The sequence below is a fragment of the Kocuria sp. CPCC 205231 genome (assembly GCF_040980965.1).
GTDB lineage: Bacteria > Actinomycetota > Actinomycetes > Actinomycetales > Micrococcaceae > Kocuria > Kocuria rosea.
Genome location: NZ_JAVKPP010000012.1, coordinates 63,805 through 81,117, shown reverse-complemented (window position 1 = coordinate 81,117; position 17,313 = coordinate 63,805). Strand labels below are relative to the sequence as shown.

Below are 17,313 nucleotides of genomic sequence, written 5' to 3'. Positions count from 1 at the left end.
CGGCGGGCCACCCCGGTTCGCCGCCCGGCCCGCCTACAGTGGGAACCCCGCCCCCCAGCGAAGCAGAGGCACCCCATGAGCACGAAGGCCGTCGTCACCAGTCTGTTCCTCGCGTCCGGTCTCGCCCTGGCCGGCTGCGCCGGCGACCCCCCGGTCCAGGAGGACACCCCCGCCGCCCGGACCTCGCCCTCCCCCACGGGCACGGCCCCGGAGCCGACGCCGGAGCCGACCCCCGAGCCCACGGAGCCCCCCGCGTCCGCGGAGCCCGCGGAGCAGCCCGACGACGCCGACGAGGAGCCGGCCGCGGAGTCGCCGGCGCAGCCCGCGCCCGCGGAGCCCGTGCCCGCCGACGCGTGGTCCGCTTTCTCCACGACGCCCGAAGGACAGCCCTACGCCGGGACCGTGTCCGGGATCGAGCAGCAGGCGGCCCCGGGCGGCGGTCTCGTGCACCGGCTCACCGCGGACACGAACGACCGCGCCGTGGCCGTCGAGATCTGCCGGGCCTACCAGTCAGCGATGAGCACCGGCCAGGACCGGATCGACGTCGTCGACACCGTCGGGCAGCTCCTGGCCTTCGCCCCGGGCGGCCCCGGGACCTGCCAGGTGCAGGTCAGCACGGACGTCGGGGCCGTGCCCTTCCCGGCGAAGTTCAGCTACGAGGAGGCACTGGCCGCGTGGCGGAGCGGGGTGCCCTACTACGACGCCTTCTGCATCAACTACGACCCGGTGACGGAGGCCGGCGCCGCCCAGTGCACGGGCATCGAGAACGGCACCGTGGACAGCGTGACCGGGGAGTACATCGGCGGCTGACCGCGGGCCGGCGCCTCAGGTCCCGCAGTAGGTCGTGTAGGCGCCGAAGTCCTCCGGGGGGCCGGCGGCGTAGCGCTCCAGGCCCGGACGCTCCTCGTAGGGGGCGGTCACCGCCTCCAGGAGCCGTCCCAGCGGGTCGAGGTCGCCGTCCACGGCGGCGGCGAGGGCCTCCTCCACGAGGTGGTTGCGGGGGATGTGCACGGGATTCACGCGGTCCATCGCCTCGGGGTCCGGCCCCACGGCGAGCCAGCGCTCGGCCCAGGCGTCGAAGGCCGGCAGGTCGAGGACCAGGTCGCGCGCGGCGGTCGCGGCGGTCGCGCCGGTGCGGGCGGTCCCGGCGAGGGCGCGGAAGAACGAGGTCCAGTCGACGCGGTTCTGCTGGAGCAGCACGAGCAGGTCGTCGACCAGGAACGAGGCGACCTCGTCGTCGAGGTCCTCGGGCAGGCCGAGCTTCGAGCGGATCCCCGCGGACCAGGCCGCGCTGTACTGCGGCGCGAACGCCCCGAGCGCCCCCTCCGCCAGGGACACCGCCCGGTCCTGGTCCTCGTCCAGCAGCGGCAGCATGGCCTCGGCGAGCCGGGCGAGGTTCCACTGCGCGGCGACCGGCTGGTTCCGGTAGGAGTAGCGCCCGCCGTGGTCGATCGAGCTGTAGACCGCGGCCGGGTCGAAGGCGTCCAGGAACGCGCACGGCCCGTAGTCGATGGTCTCCCCCGAGATGGTCGTGTTGTCGGTGTTCATCACCCCGTGCACGAACCCCAGGAGCATCCACCGGGCCACGAGCGAGGCCTGGGCGGCGACGACCGCCTCGAACAGCGCGAGGTACGGGTGCTCGGCGCCGGCGGCGCCGGGGTGGTGGCGGCTGATGGCGTGGTCGGCGAGCCGGCGCAGGAGGTCGGGGTCGCCCGTGGCGCGGGCGTACTGGAAGGTGCCCACGCGCAGGTGGCTGCTCGCCACCCGGGCGAGCACGGCCCCCGGCATCAGGGTCTCGCGGCGCACCTGCCGCCCGGTGGCCACCACGGCCAGGGACCGGGTGGTGGGGACGCCCAGGGCGTGCATCGCCTCGCTGACGATGTACTCGCGCAGCATGGGCCCGATCGCCGCGAGACCGTCGCCGCCGCGCGCGAACGGCGTCCGCCCGGAGCCCTTGAGGTGCAGGTCCCGCCGGCGGCCGCCGGCGTCCACGATCTCGCCCAGCAGCAGGGCGCGCCCGTCGCCGAGGCGCGGGGAGAACGCGCCGAACTGGTGCCCGGAGTAGGCCTGCGCCACCGGTGTCGCCCCCGGCGGCACGAGGTTGCCGACCAGCAGGCGTGCGCCCTCCGGGCCGCTGAGCCACTCCGGGTCCAGTCCCAGGTCGGCGGCCAGGGGCTCGTTGAGCACCAGCAGCCGGGGCTCGGCGACGTCGTCGGCCCGCCAGGGCACGGACAGCTCCCCCAGCTCCTGGGCGAAGCGGCTCTCGAAGGTGACGGTGGACAGGGCTGCGGTGCTCACACCGTCCACGGTACCCCGCGGACCCGTCGCCGCCGAGGGGTCCGCGGGATCAGGAGTGCTCGGCGGTCCGCAGCACGGCCACGAGGAAGTCGCTGTCCGCCCGGAACGGGCGCAGGTCCCAGGTGGAGAGCAGCACATCGGGCACGAGCCCGGCCCGCTCGGCGTCCTGCAGGAACTCCGCGAACGGGTAGCCGCGGCCGGCGCCGAAGCCCACGGCCACCCGGCCGTCGGCGGCCAGGTGGAGGCGGAGACGGCGCAGCACCTCGAGGCGCGTGCTGGGGGCCAGGAAGGCCATCACGTTGCCGGCGCACACCACGGCGTCGAAGGGCTCCGGGACGCCCCGGGCGGGCAGGTCCAGCTCGGCCAGGTCCCCCACGAGCCACCGGGGACCCGGGTGGTCCTCCTGGGCGGCGGAGACCAGCGCGGGGTCGACGTCGACCCCGACGACGGTGTGCCCGCGGCGGTGCAGGTGGCCGCCCAGCCGGCCGGGACCGCACCCGGCGTCGAGGATCCGGGAGCCGGGCGGGACCATGGCCTCGACCAGCCGCGCCTCCCCCACGACGTCCTCACCGGCGGCCGCCATGGCCCGGAACCGTTCGACGTACCACGACGAGTGCCCGGGATCCGCGCGCACCTTCTGCATCCACATGCTCTGCTCGACCACACGGCCAGGGTACCGCCCGCCAGGCGGCCTCCCGCGGTCCGGTCGCGGCGGGCCCGTTGCGGGGCCTCGAGCTCCGCGACCCGGTTGACGGGGTGGTTGCCGTCGTCGTCGACGTCGCGGTTGGGGTGGACCACCATCTTGCCGCCGGCCAGCCAGCCGACACGGGTCATGCTCGCCCCCGTGATGAAGGGCGGCGCCGCGTGCCCGCGCTGCAGGAGACGGCGGGCCAGATCGGCGGACTGCTCTGACCGGCGGTGACCGGGCCCGCCCTCTTCCCTCCGTTTTCAGGCTACAGCGCGCCGGGGGGCTTGCGGCAAGACCCCGGTCGGGCCGCAGAATGCTCGGGCCGGGAGCGGCACCTGCGGACGGAGGGGCAGCAGATGGACGAGCACGAGGTGGTGGTCGTCGGCGGCGGGCCGACGGGTCTGATGCTGGCGGGAGAGCTGGCGCTGGCGGGGGTCGACGTCGTCGTCCTCGAGCGGAGGACCGGTCAGGAACTCGTCGGCTCGCGCGCCGGCGGGCTGCACGCGCGGACCATCGAGGTCCTCGACCAGCGCGGCGTCGCCGACCGGTTCCTCGCTGAGGGCACGACCGCCCAGGTCGCCGGGTTCGCCGGCACCCCCCTGGACCTCAGCGACTTCCCCACCCGGCACCCCTACGGTCTAGCGCTGTGGCAGAACCACATCGAACGGCTCCTGGCCGGCTGGATCGGCGAGCTGGGGGTGCCGGTCCGCTACGGGCACGAGGTGACGGGCGTGGCCCAGGACGGCACGGGCGTCGACGTCGAGCCGGCCGACGGCCGGCCGCTGCGGGCGCAGTACGTCGTCGGGTGCGACGGAGGGCGGAGCCGGATCCGGAAGGCGGCGGGCATCGGGTTCCCCGGGTGGGACCCGACGACGAGCAGTCTGCTCGCCGAGGTGGAGCTGGCCGAGGAGCCGGAGTGGGGCATCCACCAGGACGCCGTCGGCAAGCACGCCTTCCGCCCGCCCCAGGACGGAGGGCCGGCGGGGGTCATGGTGACCGAGCACCATGTGGGGCCCGGCCGCGAGCCCACCCTGCGCGATCTCCGCGCGGCGCTCGTCGCGGTGTACGGGACGGACTACGGGGTGCACAGCCCCACCTGGATCACGCGGTTCACCGACACGACCCGGCAGGCGGCGTCCTACCGGAACGGGCGCGTCCTGCTGGCCGGCGACGCCGCGCACGTGCACGCCCCGGACGGTGGGCAGGGCCTCAACACCGGGGTTCAGGACGCGGTGAACCTGGGCTGGAAGCTGGCCCAGGTCGTCGGAGGGACCTCACCGGAGGACCTCCTGGACAGCTACCACGCCGAACGCCACCCGGTGGCCGCCCGCGTGCTGCGCCTCACCATGGCGCAGGTCGCGCTGCGCCGCCCCGACGACCGCGTCCGGGCCGTGGGCGAGACGGTCGCAGAGCTCCTGGCCATGGACGAGCCGCGCCGGCGGTACGCGGCGACGATGTCCGGCCTGGACATCCACTACGACCTCGGCGCGGGACACCCGCTGCTCGGGCGGCGCATGCCTGATCTCGACCTCCGCACGGCCGGCGGCCCGGCGCGGGTCTTCGCCCTCCTGCACGCGGCACGGCCGGTGCTGCTCGAGCTCGGCACGCCCGGCGGTGTCGACATCGGGCCCTGGGCGGACCGCGTGCGACGGGTCATCGCCGCGCACCACGGCCGCTGGGAGCTCCCGGTGCTCGGGCCGGTCACCCCGCCCACCGCGGTGCTCATCCGGCCGGACGGGCACGTGGCCTGGGTGGGCGAGGGCGACACGTCAGGGCTCGAGGCCGCGCTCACCACGTGGTGCGGCCCGCCGGCCGGTCACCGTGCCGTCAGCGCAGATCGAACCGGTCGAGCTCCATGACCTTGACCCACGCGGCGACGAAGTCGCGCACGAACTTCTCCTGCGCGTCGTCGCTCGCGTAGACCTCCGAGATCGCCCGCAGCTGGGAGTGCGAGCCGAAGACCAGATCGGCGGCGGTGGCCGTCCACCTGAGCTCGTCCGTGGCGAGATCGCGGATCTCGAAGACCTCCTCCGAATCCTCGGACGCCCTCCACTCCGTGCCGGCGGCGAGGAGATTGACGAAGAAGTCGTTGGTCAGCGCCTCCTTCCGGTGGGTGAGGACACCGTGCTCCGACTGCCCGTGGTTCGTCCCCAGGCTCCGCATGCCGCCGACCAGGACCGTCATCTCGGGGGCGGTGAGGTTGAGCATGTACGCGCGGTCGAGCAGCAGCGTCTCGGGCGAGAGCCGCACGTCGGACTGCACGAAGTTCCGGAAGCCGTCGGCCTGCGGCTCGAGCACCGCGAAGGACTCGACGTCGGTCTGCTCCTGCGCGGCGTCCGTGCGCCCGGGCCGGAACGGGACCTGGACCGGGTGACCGGCGTTCCGGGCCGCGCGCTCGACGGCCGCGCAGCCGCCGAGCACGATCAGGTCGGCCAGCGAGATCCTCGTGCCGTCGGACCGACCGCCGTTGAAGTCCTCCCGGACCTGCTCGAGGACGCGCAGCACCTCGGCCAGCCGCCCCGGCTCGTTCACCTCCCAGCCGCGCTGCGGCTCGAGCCGGATGCGGGCGCCGTTGGCCCCTCCCCGGTTGTCGGTGCCCCGGAAGCTCGCCGCGGAGGCCCACGCCGTGGAGGCCAGCTGCGCCACGGTCAGCCCCGAGCCGAGGAGGGTCTCCTTCAGGGCGGCGACGTCCTCGTCCCCGACCAGCTCGTGGTCGACCGCCGGGACCGGGTCCTGCCACAGCTGCGGCTCCGGGACCCACGGCCCCAGGAAGCGCGTGACCGGGCCCATGTCGCGGTGCAGCAGCTTGTACCAGGCCTTGGCGAACGCCTCGGCGAACTCGTCCGGGTGCTCGTGGAACCGCCGCGAGATCTTCTCGTACACCGGGTCCGCCCGGAGCGCGAGGTCGGTCGTCAGCATCGTCGGCCGGTGCTTCCGCCCCGGGTCGAAGGCGTCCGGGACGGTCTCGGTCGCGTCCTCGGCGACCCACTGGTGGGCCCCCGCCGGGCTCTCGGTCAGCTCCCACTCGTGGCCGAACAGGTTGCCGAAGAAGCCGTTGCCCCACTGGGTCGGGGTGCTGGTCCAGGTCACCTCCAGACCGCTGGTGATCGTGTCCGGCCCCTTGCCCGTCCCGTAGCTGCTCCTCCAGCCCAGGCCCTGCCCCGTGACCGGGCACGCCTCGGGCTCGGGGCCCACGTGGTCGGCGGGCCCGGCCCCGTGGGTCTTCCCGAAGGAGTGCCCGCCGGCGATGAGCGCGACCGTCTCCTCGTCGTTCATGGCCATGCGGCCGAACGTGTCGCGGATGTCCCGGGCGGACGCGAGCGGGTCGGGGTTGCCGCCGGGGCCCTCGGGGTTGACGTAGATCAGTCCCATCTGGACCGCGGCCAGCGGGCCCGAGAGCTCGCGATCGCCGGCGTAGCGCTCGTCGCCGAGCCAGGTGTCCTCCGGGCCCCAGAACATCTCCTCGGGCTCCCACACGTCCTCGCGCCCGAAGCCGAAGCCGAACGTCCGGAAGCCCATCGACTCGAGCGCCACGTTCCCTGCGAGCACCAGCAGGTCGGCCCACGAGATCTTCCGGCCGTACTTCTGCTTGACCGGCCACAGCAGGCGCCGGGCCTTGTCCAGGTTGGCGTTGTCCGGCCAGCTGTTGAGCGGGGCGAACCGCTGGGCGCCCTCCCCGGCTCCCCCGCGGCCGTCCGCGATCCGGTAGGTGCCGGCCGAGTGCCAGCTCATCCGGATGAACAGCCCTCCGTAGTGCCCGAAGTCGGCGGGCCACCAGTCCTGCGAGGTGGTCATGAGCTCGACGAGGTCGCGCTTGAGCTCCTCGACGTCGAGCGTGGCGAACTCCTTCGCGTAGTCGAAGTCGGGGCCCAGCGGGTCGGTCGTGGTCGAGTGCTTCCGCAGGACGTTCAGGTCCAGCTGGTTGGGCCACCAGTCCTGGACCGTCCGCGGCTGACCGGTCTTGGGGGTGGGCGCGTCGATCGCCGGGTTCTCGCTCTCGCTGCCGTGCACGGGAGCATCAGGCGTCTGGGACATGGGTCTTCCTTCCAGGATGGCGGTACCGGTCCGGGGCCGGCGGTGGCCGGGTGGGGTGCTTGGCCGAGGGGCGCCGCTCAGGGAACCGAGCCGGTCCCGCCCCGGCTACCAGCACATGATGGCGGTGTCCCCGGACTGTCCTGCCCAGGCGAGCCTGACGCGGACGACGTACCGCCTCCCCCGGAAGAGCTTCGCCGACAGGGTGGAGTTGCGGTCCTCCCCGCTGTCGTCGTCGCCGGCGAGGAAGCGCAGCTCTCCGTCGACCTCCTCGAAGAGCACCAGGGTGGTGTCCGCCGTCCCGAAGGTGGCGATCTGGTGCTTCCGCGACAGGGCGGGGGTGATCTCGAAGTCCGCCTGCTGCCCCGGGACCAGGGTCAGGGGCGTGGACCGGAACGGCTCGAGCGTCGGGAGCACGTCCGGCAGGACCGGGTAGAACTTCCGCACCCAGTCCTGGTCCTTGGCCGACAGGCCGCCCGGAGGGCTGATGCCCGGCTGGTAGCGGGCGGGCTCCTTGATGAGGCCTCCGGGGAAGGAGTACTGCATCACCGAGTCGGGGTCCCAGGTCGAGCCCTCCACCTCGTCCTGGCCCAGTTTGCGCAGGACGTTGTGGTGCGTGGTCTCCGGGGACCAGTGGTTCGGTGCCCCGGCGAAGAACGCGTAGACCTTCGCCTCGTCCCAGACGATCCCGGCGAACGGGTTCTGGTGCTCGTGGGGCAGGCCCATCGTGTGGCCGATCTCGTGCAGCGCCGTGGTGCGCCCGTACTCGTCGGTCAGGTCCCAGCCGAAGTTCATGGTCGCGTCCTGGGTGCCGATCGTCAGGACGTCCCTGCCCAGATAGGACCACGACCCGTCGGCCTGGTCGAAGGAGATCCGGACCTCGGCCTCCCCCGGCTCGTCCACCTCCTGGAACCCGAGGCCGATCTCCAGGTCCTTCCACTCCCGGAACGCGCTGCGCACCGCCTGGCGCTGCGGCTCGGGGCCCTCCCGGAACGCGTAGCGGAGCACTGTCCCGTTGACCCACTTCTGGGCCATCACCCGGACGAGGCGCTGTCTGATGCCCACCAGCCCCTCCGGGAGGGGACGCACGATGCGTGGCTTGGCAGCACAGTAGGGACGAACTGAGGAATTCATCGTTCTCGGCTCCTGGACAAGCGCCTGTCGTGTGATCGCGACTCCCGCACGTCCCGTTCGGGGTGGCAGGAGGACCCCCGGCAACCGTTCTCCAACGCTTTTTTGCGGCGTACTGAGAATACCGGCGGAGTGATGTGCATCGACATAATCACGGGTGGGTCGCACGTGAAAGCAGACGGACGTTCCCGTGCTGCGGCTGTGACCATGTGACGCCGAGATGAAGAATTCCGGTGCACGGGTTCGTGCCCTGGTCAGAGCGTGTTTCGGTGTGCTGACGGGAATACCAGGGAATTTCCGCGACCGCTGATTGTTGTCCGGCGAATTCTTTCCCGTCACACGGGGCCCGATATCGGGCAGCCGTTCCGTGCCCGCACGGCATTTGCTGTACTGACCTCGGGGATCGAACCTGCCGAAGGGGCGTGGACAGCATGGAACGGTATGCCGACCTGGTGCTGGAGGGCGGGGGCGTCAAGGGCATCGCCCTGGTGGGAGCCATCGAGGTCCTCGAGGAGCACGGCTACCGCTTCAAACGGGTCGCCGGCACCTCCGCCGGAGCGATCGTCGGGGCCCTGGTCGCCGCCGGCGCCCCGGCGAGCAAGCTGGTGGACATCATCGGCTCCGTCCAGTACCCGGACTTCCGCGACGGCTCCCGCCTCACGCGCTACACCGCGGGCAAGGCCGCAGGGATCCTCGCCCGCAACGGCATCTACCTCGGCGAGCACCTCCGATCCTGGTTGCAGTCCCAGCTCGACGAGTACGGGGTGCGGACCTTCGCCGACCTGCCCTACACCGACGAGGAACGGCCCCCCGCCCCGGAGCGGTCCTACCGGCTGGTGGTCACTGCCTCGGACATCAGCAGGGGCCGGCTGCGCTACCTGCCCTGGGACTACGACGACTTCGGCCGTGACCGGGGCGCCCAGCACGTGGTCGAGGCGGTCCGGGCCTCGATGTCCATCCCGTTCTTCTACCGGCCCGTCCGCTGGGACACCGCCGACGGGAAGAAAGCCTGGCTGGTCGACGGCGGGATGCTCTCCAACTTCCCGATCGCCGCCTTCGACGCCCCGCCGGGCACCGTTCCGAGGTGGCCGACACTGGGCATCAAGCTCTCGGCCCATCCGGACGCGGTCCAGGGCAAGGGTTACCCGATCAAGGGGCCGGTGAGCATGAGCCGGGCCATGCTCAAGACCATGACCGGCTTCTACGACCAGATGCACATCGAATCCCTCGACGCCCAGGCCCGCACGATCTTCGTCGACACCGGCGCCATCCGTGCCACCGACTTCAACCTCACCGACGAGGACCGGGACTTCCTCTACCGCAGCGGCCGGGCCGCCGCCGAGAAGTTCCTCGACGGCTCGGCCACCCGCCCACCGTGGGACTTCGACGCCTACATCGCCGCACACCGCTGAGGCGTGCGCAGGCCTGCCGATCCGGTCGAGCCGGAGTGCCGGCCCCGTCCCGCCCCCCGGCCGGAAGCCCGGGCTCACCGGGCCGGCGGTGGGACTCGTTCATGCGGAGGACCGGGAGGCAGTGACGCCGTCCGCGGCGTCCTCCGCCGCGACCTGGGCGTACGACGCCGAGACCCGGCGGTAGACCGGGGTCAGGAAGGCCAGCAGCGCGGCGGCGACCATGACGATGCCGGCCACCAGGAACACCAGGGCGATGCCGCGCGAGGTGCCCTCGCCGAGCAGCGGGGCCAGCTGGGCGCCGCCCTCCGCGGACCGCGAGTACGGGATGATCCAGAACTGGGCGATCGGTGCGATGAGGAACGCGGTGACCGGCGCCGCCGCGGACTCGAACGCCATGGCGAAGCCGAAGACACGGCCCTGCCGCTCCAGCGGCACGACCCGCTGGATGACCGTCTGTTCCGCCGCCTCCACGAACGGGAAGAGCACCATGTAGAGCCAGATGCCCAGGACATACAGCCAGGCCCACTCCCGCACGGTGAACACTGCGCCGAGCACGCCCATCGCCATCACCGCGAACAACATGGTGCGCAGCGGATTGGACCCCAGCCCGAACTTGCCGATCAGCGCCCCGCCCACGATGAAGCCGGTGGCGCCGAGTGCGAAGACCGCGCCCCAGATCTCCACGGGGAACATCTCCAGACCGTACGGGTCCATCAGGGCCATGTAGACGCCGCCGATGAAGTTGTTGAACGTCGAGAACAGGATCAGCGCGAACAGCCCGGACACGGCCAGCACGGCGGCGAACGCCCCCCGCAGGTCGAAGCTGCCGTGGGCGTCCGTGGCCGCGGCACGCACCTCCTCGGGCATGCGCAGCGTCAACAGGTGCGCGAAGGCCACGGCCGTGAGCGCCACGGCGACCACGACCGTCCAGCCCATGCCCAACAGTCCGACCGACAGCCCGGAGAGCACCGAGGTCACGATGAACATCAGGCCCTGCACCATGCCCACCAGGCCGTTGGCGTTGGCGCGCCGGTCCGGCTCGATGAGGATCGTGACCGTGGTGGACAGGGCGATGTTGCGCATGTTCTCGACCACCGCCCCGATCAGGACGACCAGGGCGAAGACCCAGATCCACGGGCGGGTCAGGTCCGCCATCGAGGCCGCCGGGGCGAGGAGGAACAGGATGCCCGCCAGCACGAACATCACCAGGGTGAAGGCTGCGGCGAAGCGCATCACGGCGAGCTTGCGGTAGCGGTCCACGAAGGTGCCGAAGCTGATGCTGGAGAGCGCGATGAGCAGCATGTAGGCGCCGCCGACCACCCCGGTGGCGATGACGTTGCGCGTCTCCAGATACACCCAGAACGTCAGGGCGAACCAGAGGTAGCTGGTCGTGATGTTGGCGAGGGCGGTGTTCACCAGGATCCCGGCGAAGGTGCGGGACCGCTGCGCCGGGCTGCGCACCGAGGTGTCCACGGCCTCGGGATCGATCAGCCCCGACCCCTCGGCGGCATCGATGGGAACGGACGTGGCGGTCGCGTCCGCGGGAAGCGCCGCACGGCCTGCGGGTGCCGAGGCGGCCCGGGACCGGCCCGGTTCCTGCTCGTTCATGCGGCTCAGTCTAGTGACGGGCGCGGACAGGCCAACGGCTCGGAGCCGACGACGGAACACCGCCGTGACCGCCCGGCAGCCCTCCACTCCCGGGTCCGGCCGAGCACGCCGCACCGGACGATCCCCGCCGGACAAACCCGCCGTTCTGAGGCCGACGAACCCGCGCTTCGTGCTGAGGACGCACGAGGATCCTCGCTCGCGCGTGGGCGCGCCGTCATCCGGGGGCAACGGGTTGACCCCCGGATCCCGTGGCGAAAAACTGGGCACCACGGATGTCGTCGGAGCACACCGAAGGACCACGTCATGGGCATCATCCAGGTCGACCTCTTCCTCACCCTCGACGGCGTCTACCAGGCGCCGGGCGGGCCCGACGAGGACCGTGCGGGCGGCTTCGAGCTCGGCGGCTGGCAGGCGACGTACTTCGACGACGAATCGGGCGCGACGATCGGCGCCGGGATCGAGCGCATCGACGCACTGCTGCTCGGTCGCCGGACCTACGACATCTTCGCCGGCTACTGGCCGGACCACGGCGACGCCGACCCGATCGCCGCGAAGTTCAACACGGTGCCGAAGTTCGTCGTGTCCCGCACGCTGACCGACCCGTCGTGGGAGGGAACCACGGTGCTGACGGAGGTCGCCGCCGAGGTGCGCGCCCTCAAGGACCGGTTCGGCGAGATCCACGTCATCGGCAGCGGCGACCTCGTGCGGACGCTGCTGAGGGAAGACCTCGTCGACCGGCTGAACCTGCTCCTCTATCCGCTGGTGCTGGGCTCGGGCAAGCGCGTCTTCGGCGACGGCACCGTCCCGGCCGCCTTCACCCTGGCGCAGCCGCCGCGGGCGTTCCCGAAGGGAGCGGTCTCACTCGTCTACGAGCGGGCCGGCGACCCGGTCACCGGCGTGGACGTCTCCCAGCCGACGCGGTGAACGACTCCGTGACGCCCTGATCTCCGCATCCCTCTCACCGGCAACCGGGTCTCCGGGTGACCGGTGCCGCCGCCGCGTCGATCACGTGGAGGAAGACATCCAGAGGGATCCGCTATAATGCGGCCGTCCGAACCCGCGAAGAAGGGCCTGGGATGGACGAGCTGGAGGCACCGCGGTACCGGGTGCCGTTGCGGCTGCAGGGTGTGGAAGGCAGGATCGCGACCTTCGTGGTGCCGTCGGAGTTCGCAGAGCACATTGCCTCGGCCACGCCGGCGAAGAACGCCTGGACCCGCGATTTCAACACCGGTCTCGTCGGCGGGGTCCGCATCGATCGATCCACCACGCCGCCGACGGTGGTCAGCTACCTCACCCGGCCCTTGAAGCAGATCGACGTTGCCGGCGAAGGATGGGTGGCGCTGCTCCGGCGTGACACGCGGCCCCGGGCCAAGAGGCCCTACCAGTTGGTCTCCGTGACCCGCAGCATCGGTCCGGGCAAGGCCAAGAGCTCGGACGGCGGTCCGGCGCCGGTTCCGGTCCACACTGCCCCGCCCATGGCCCTGGACGACCGGATCTGATGTCCTGGCCTCACGGGCGCACCACCCAGGAGACCCGGTGGAGGGGGGGACGGCGATGCCGAACGAGGAGGTCTTCGTACCCTACGGCCCCACTCACTGGGCCGCTCTGGGCATCTGCGTCCTCGGGGCTGTGCTCGTGGTGATGCTGGGCCGCCGCCTTCGGGATTCCCCGGCCGAGGTGGTGTTCTCGCGGGCCTTCGCCGCGGTGCTGACCGCGTACACGGTGACGATGCTCGTCTACCGGTCGGTGCCGGACAATTTCGACGTCCACATCTCTCTGCCGGTCCACCTCTCGGACCTCGCGTGGATGGTCGCTGTCATCGCCCTGTGGACACGGGCCCGCTGGGCGACGGCGCTCACCTACTACTGGGGACTGACTCTCAACCCGCAGGCCATCCTCACCCCGGCACTCGACTCGCCGGACTTCCCCCACATCGACTTCATCGACCTCTGGGTCCAGCACATCCTGGTCCTCTGGGCCACCCTGTACCTGATCTGGGGACGCGTCGGCCGCGTCGACTGGGGCAGCTACCGCCTGGCCATGGTCGTCACCGTCATGTGGGCCATGGCTGCCTTCGCACTCAACAGCTGGCTGGGGACCAACTACGGCTTCCTCAACGGCAAGCCGGACAACCCCTCGATCCTCGACCTGCTCGGACCCTGGCCGTGGTACCTGCTGGTCGAGTTCCTCATCATCGCCGTGGCCTGGGCGCTCATCACCTGGCCCTGGACGATCCGGCGACAGAGCACCGCCGACCCCCGGGTCGGCGCGGCAGGCTGAGGCAGCACGGCACCACGGGATCGAGTCATGCCTGTCGACGACGGCGGTCCGGCCCACCTCGGGAAGGTGGACCGGACCGCCGTCGTCGTCCTCATGGTTCAGGCCGGGATCAGAAGTCCCAGTCCTCGTCCTCCGTGTTCACGGCCTTGCCGATCACGTAGGAGGAGCCCGAGCCGGAGAAGAAGTCGTGGTTCTCGTCCGCGTTCGGGGACAGCGCGGAGAGGATGGCCGCCGAGACGTCGGTCATCTCCTTCGGGAACAGCGCCTCGAAGCCCAGGTTGTTCAGGGCCTTGTTGGCGTTGTAGTGCAGGAACTTCTTGACGTCCTCGGTCCACCCGACACCGTCGTAGAGGGACTCGGTGTAGCGCACCTCGTTCTCGTAGAGCTCCTCGAGCAGCTCGTAGGTGTAGAGCTTCAGCTCGTCCTGACGCTCCTGGGACTCCAGGGCCATGGCGCGCTGGAACTTGTAGCCGATGTAGTAGCCGTGCACGGCCTCGTCACGGATGATGAGGCGCACCAGGTCGGCCGTGTTCGTCAGCTTGGCCCGGGAGGACCAGTACATGGGCAGGTAGAACCCGGAGTAGAAGAGGAAGGACTCGAGCAGGGTCGAGGCCACCTTCTTCTTCAGCGGGTCGTCGCCCTTGTAGTACTTGATGATGATGTCGGCCTTCTTCTGCAGGTACGGGTTCTCCCGTGACCAGCGGAAGACGTCGTCGATCTCCTTCATGGAGGACAGCGTCGAGAAGATGGAGGAGTAGGACTTCGCGTGCACCGACTCCATGAACGCGATGTTGGTGTACACCGCCTCCTCGTGCAGGGTGACGGCGTCCGGGATCAGGGAGACGGCGCCCACGGTGCCCTGGATGGTGTCCAGCAGCGTCAGACCGGTGAACACCCGCATGGTGAGCTGCTGCTCCTCCGCGGTGAGGGTCTTCCACGAGGGGACGTCGTTGGAGATCGGCACCTTCTCGGGCAGCCAGAAGTTCGCGGTCAGCCGGTCCCAGACCTCGTCGTCCTTGGGGTCCTCGATCCGGTTCCAGTTGATGGCCTGGGCCTGGTGGTGGAGCAGCTGCACCTTGTCGATGCTCTCGCTCTTCTCCAGAGTCATGATCTGTCTCTTCCTCGAACGGGGTGGACCCCCGCGCGCGTCCTGCGGACGCGCGCGGGGAGTTGTGGGGTGGTCGCCGGGGCTCCGGCGGTCAGAGCATGCAGGAGACGCAGCCCTCGACCTCGGTGCCCTCCAGCGCCAGCTGGCGGATGCGGGAGTAGTACATCGTCTTGATGCCCTTGCGCCACGCGTAGATCTGCGCCCGGTTGATGTCCCGGGTGGTGGCCGTGTCCTTGAAGAACAGGGTCAGCGACAGGCCCTGGTCCACGTGCTGGGTGGCCGCGGCGTAGGTGTCGATGATCTTCTCGTAGCCGATCTCGTACGCGTCCTGGAAGTACTCCAGATTCTCGTTGTTCATGAAGGGCGCCGGGTAGTACACGCGGCCCAGCTTGCCCTCCTTCCGGATCTCGATCTTCGAGGCGATCGGGTGGATCGAGGACGTCGAGTTGTTGATGTAGGAGATCGACCCGGTCGGCGGCACGGCCTGCAGGTTCTGGTTGTACATGCCGTGCTCCATGACCGAGGCCTTGAGCTGCTCCCAGTCCGCCCGGGTGGGGATGTGCACGCCCGCCTCGGCGAACAGCTCCCGCACCCGCCCGGTGGCCGGGACCCAGTCACGGTCGGTGTACTTGGTGAAGTACTCCCCCGACGCGTACTGGGACCGCTCGAAGCCGGCGAACACCGCCTTGCGCTCCTTCGCGATCTCGTTCGACGCGCGGACCGCGTGGTACGTGACCGTGTAGAAGTAGATGTTCGTGAAGTCGAGGCCCTCCTCGGAGCCGTAGTGGATGTGCTCCTTGGCGAGGTAGCCGTGCAGGTTCATCTGCCCGAGGCCCACGGCGTGGGACATCTGGTTGCCGCGCTCGATCGAGGGCACCGAGGTGATGTCGGACATGTCCGACACCGCGGTGAGCCCGCGGATCGCGGTCTCCACGGACTGCCCGAAGTCCGGGGACTCCATGGTCAGCGCGATGTTGAGGGAGCCGAGGTTGCAGGAGATGTCCTTGCCGACCTCGTCGTAGTTCAGGTCCTCGTGGTACGTGGACGGCTCGGAGACCTGGAGGATCTCGGAGCAGAGGTTGGACATGATGATCTTGCCGTCGATCGGGTTGGCCCGGTTCACCGTGTCCTCGAACATGACGTACGGGTAGCCGGACTCGAACTGGACCTCGGCGAGGGTCTGGAAGAACTCGCGGGCGTTGATCTTCTTCTTGGTGATCCGGCCGTCCGCGACCATCTCGTGGTACTTCTCGGACACGTTGACGTCGGAGAACGGCATGCCGTAGACCCGCTCCACGTCGTACGGGGAGAACAGGTACATGTCCTGGTTCTTCTTGGCCAGCTCGAACGTGATGTCCGGGATGACCACGCCCAGGGAGAGGGTCTTGATCCGGATCTTCTCGTCCGCGTTCTCCCGCTTGGTGTCCAGGAAGCTGTAGATGTCCGGGTGGTGGGCGTGCAGGTACACCGCGCCCGCGCCCTGGCGGGCGCCCAGCTGGTTGGCGTAGGAGAAGGAGTCCTCCAGCAGCTTCATGATGGGGATGATGCCCGAGGACTGGTTCTCGATCTTCTTGATCGGGGCCCCGGCCTCGCGGACGTTGGTCAGCGCGAACGCCACGCCGCCGCCGCGCTTGGACAGCTGCAGGGCGGAGTTGATCGACCGCCCGATGGACTCCATGTTGTCCTCGATGCGGAGCAGGAAGCAGGAGACGAGCTCGCCGCGCTGCTGCTTGCCCGCGTTGAGGAACGTGGGGGTCGCCGGCTGGAAGCGCCCGGAGATGATCTCGTCGACCAGCTGCGTGGCGAGCAGCTCGTTGCCGTCGGCGAGGTAGAGGGAGACCATGACCACACGGTCCTCGAAGCGCTCGAGGTAGCGCTGGCCGTCGAAGGTCTTCAGCGTGTAGGACGTGTAGAACTTGAACGCGCCCAGGAAGGTCTCGAAGCGGAACTTCTGGGAGTACGCGCGCTTGGAGAGCTCCTTGATGAACTCCATGCTGTACTTCGCCAGGACCTCGGGCTCGTAGTACTGGTGCGAGACCAGGTAGTCGAGCTTCTCCTCGAGGTCGTGGAAGAAGACGGTGTTGTTGTTCACGTGCTGCAGGAAGTACTGCCGGGCGGCCTGCCGGTCGGCGTCGAACTGGATGTGGCCGTCGGCGTCGTAGAGGTTCAGCAGGGCGTTGAGCTCGTGGTAGCCCAGGCCCCGGTACTTCTCGGGGACGCGCGTGTCCTCGTGGCCGGGCTCGACGCTCACGCCCGGAGCTGCGGAAATTGTCGCCAAAACTGTTCCAATCCTTGATTTACCTGGTGGACATCCTCGGGGGTGCCCATGAGTTCGAACTTGTAGAGGACGGGGACGCCGCACTTGGTCGCGATCTTGTCCGCGGCCAGGCAGAACGCCGACCCGAAGTTGGTGTTGCCCGCGCCGATGACGCCGCGCAGGAACCGCCGGTTGGTCTCCTTGTTGAGGAACTTCACGACCTGCGGCGGGACGGCCCCGCTGCCGTTGGGCCGCCCGTACGTCGGGGCGGCCAGCACGAAGGGCTCGGTGATCTCGGGGGGCTCCTCCCCGGTCAGAAGAGGAAGGCGCAGCACGCGGGCGTCGAGCTTCTCGACGAAGCGGTGCGTGTTGTTGGAGACCGAGGAGAAGTAGACCACCAGTGGGGCGTGGCTGTCCGGTGCCGCGGCGGTGTCGCCGTGGTCCTGCTGAGCGGTCCCGGGACGGGTGCCGGGGTGGTGCGTGCTCATTGCTTCCGCGC

General features: G+C 70.3%; 14 protein-coding genes. 6 read left to right on the top strand and 8 right to left on the bottom strand.

Features of this window, described 5'->3' with window-relative positions; all coding sequences use genetic code 11:
* The first annotated feature begins 75 nt into the window (after nucleotides 1-75).
* Entirely contained in the window at nucleotides 76-810 is a 735-nt protein-coding gene (locus RF640_RS13320) for a hypothetical protein (protein ID WP_368828141.1), read from the top strand.
* 15 nt (nucleotides 811-825) lie between these two features.
* Here RF640_RS13320 and RF640_RS13315 read toward each other — a convergent pair whose 3' ends face one another.
* Together RF640_RS13315 and RF640_RS13310 are read right to left on the bottom strand one after the other, a co-directional pair.
* On the bottom strand, nucleotides 826-2,298 hold the full coding sequence (locus tag RF640_RS13315; protein ID WP_368828139.1) for a YdiU family protein: 1,473 nt from the start codon (nucleotides 2,296-2,298) through the stop codon (nucleotides 826-828).
* Nucleotides 2,299-2,347: 49 nt separating this feature from the next.
* Nucleotides 2,348-2,962 (bottom strand): class I SAM-dependent methyltransferase, encoded by a 615-nt coding sequence (locus tag RF640_RS13310; protein WP_368828138.1) that lies wholly within the window; start codon nucleotides 2,960-2,962, stop codon nucleotides 2,348-2,350.
* A 380-nt stretch (nucleotides 2,963-3,342) separates the two neighbouring features.
* Between RF640_RS13310 and RF640_RS13305 the strand changes: the two genes are divergently transcribed.
* Nucleotides 3,343-4,845: an FAD-dependent monooxygenase gene (locus RF640_RS13305; RefSeq protein ID WP_368828137.1), complete on the top strand. Its 1,503-nt coding sequence runs from the start codon at nucleotides 3,343-3,345 to the stop codon at nucleotides 4,843-4,845.
* Here RF640_RS13305 and katG read toward each other — a convergent pair.
* Nucleotides 4,814-7,021 (bottom strand): catalase/peroxidase HPI, encoded by a 2,208-nt coding sequence (gene katG, locus RF640_RS13300; RefSeq protein ID WP_368828136.1) that lies wholly within the window; start codon nucleotides 7,019-7,021, stop codon nucleotides 4,814-4,816. The genes RF640_RS13305 and katG overlap by 32 nt on opposite strands.
* 105 nt (nucleotides 7,022-7,126) lie before the next feature.
* Nucleotides 7,127-8,107: a M12 family metallopeptidase gene (locus RF640_RS13295; protein ID WP_368828135.1), complete on the bottom strand. Its 981-nt coding sequence runs from the start codon at nucleotides 8,105-8,107 to the stop codon at nucleotides 7,127-7,129.
* 473 nt (nucleotides 8,108-8,580) lie between these two features.
* On the opposite strand from RF640_RS13295, the gene RF640_RS13290 reads away from it, so the two are divergent.
* The gene (locus RF640_RS13290) at nucleotides 8,581-9,561 is read left to right on the top strand and encodes a patatin-like phospholipase family protein (RefSeq protein WP_368828134.1); all 981 of its coding nucleotides are present in this window, start codon (nucleotides 8,581-8,583) and stop codon (nucleotides 9,559-9,561) included.
* Nucleotides 9,562-9,660: 99 nt separating this feature from the next.
* Here the strand turns inward: RF640_RS13290 and RF640_RS13285 are convergent, their stop codons facing one another.
* Nucleotides 9,661-11,169 carry an MFS transporter gene (locus RF640_RS13285; protein ID WP_368828133.1) on the bottom strand — a complete coding sequence of 503 codons (1,509 nt, stop codon included), beginning with the start codon at nucleotides 11,167-11,169 and terminating at the stop codon, nucleotides 9,661-9,663.
* Nucleotides 11,170-11,472: 303 nt separating this feature from the next.
* On the opposite strand from RF640_RS13285, the gene RF640_RS13280 reads away from it, so the two are divergent.
* From RF640_RS13280 to RF640_RS13270, 3 genes are all read left to right on the top strand, one after another.
* Nucleotides 11,473-12,093 carry a dihydrofolate reductase family protein gene (locus tag RF640_RS13280; RefSeq protein WP_284563660.1) on the top strand — a complete coding sequence of 207 codons (621 nt, stop codon included), beginning with the start codon at nucleotides 11,473-11,475 and terminating at the stop codon, nucleotides 12,091-12,093.
* 152 nt (nucleotides 12,094-12,245) lie between these two features.
* Nucleotides 12,246-12,668: a hypothetical protein gene (locus tag RF640_RS13275; protein ID WP_017834616.1), complete on the top strand. Its 423-nt coding sequence runs from the start codon at nucleotides 12,246-12,248 to the stop codon at nucleotides 12,666-12,668.
* A gap of 55 nt (nucleotides 12,669-12,723) precedes the next feature.
* Nucleotides 12,724-13,449, top strand: a complete 726-nt coding sequence (locus RF640_RS13270; RefSeq protein ID WP_368828132.1) for a TIGR02206 family membrane protein — start codon at nucleotides 12,724-12,726, stop codon at nucleotides 13,447-13,449.
* Between the two features lie 109 nt (nucleotides 13,450-13,558).
* Here RF640_RS13270 and nrdF read toward each other — a convergent pair whose 3' ends face one another.
* The 3 genes from nrdF to nrdI all read right to left on the bottom strand — a co-directional run bounded on the left by nrdF (nucleotide 13,559) and on the right by nrdI (nucleotide 17,302).
* Nucleotides 13,559-14,557, bottom strand: a complete 999-nt coding sequence (gene nrdF / locus RF640_RS13265) for a class 1b ribonucleoside-diphosphate reductase subunit beta (protein ID WP_017834614.1) — start codon at nucleotides 14,555-14,557, stop codon at nucleotides 13,559-13,561.
* A 91-nt stretch (nucleotides 14,558-14,648) separates the two neighbouring features.
* On the bottom strand, nucleotides 14,649-16,808 hold the full coding sequence (gene nrdE / locus RF640_RS13260) for a class 1b ribonucleoside-diphosphate reductase subunit alpha (RefSeq protein ID WP_035929990.1): 2,160 nt from the start codon (nucleotides 16,806-16,808) through the stop codon (nucleotides 14,649-14,651).
* Entirely contained in the window at nucleotides 16,805-17,302 is a 498-nt protein-coding gene (gene nrdI / locus RF640_RS13255) for a class Ib ribonucleoside-diphosphate reductase assembly flavoprotein NrdI (RefSeq protein WP_109222434.1), read from the bottom strand. Before nrdI ends, nrdE begins: the two co-directional genes overlap by 4 nt.
* Between the last annotated feature and the right edge of the window lie 11 nt (nucleotides 17,303-17,313).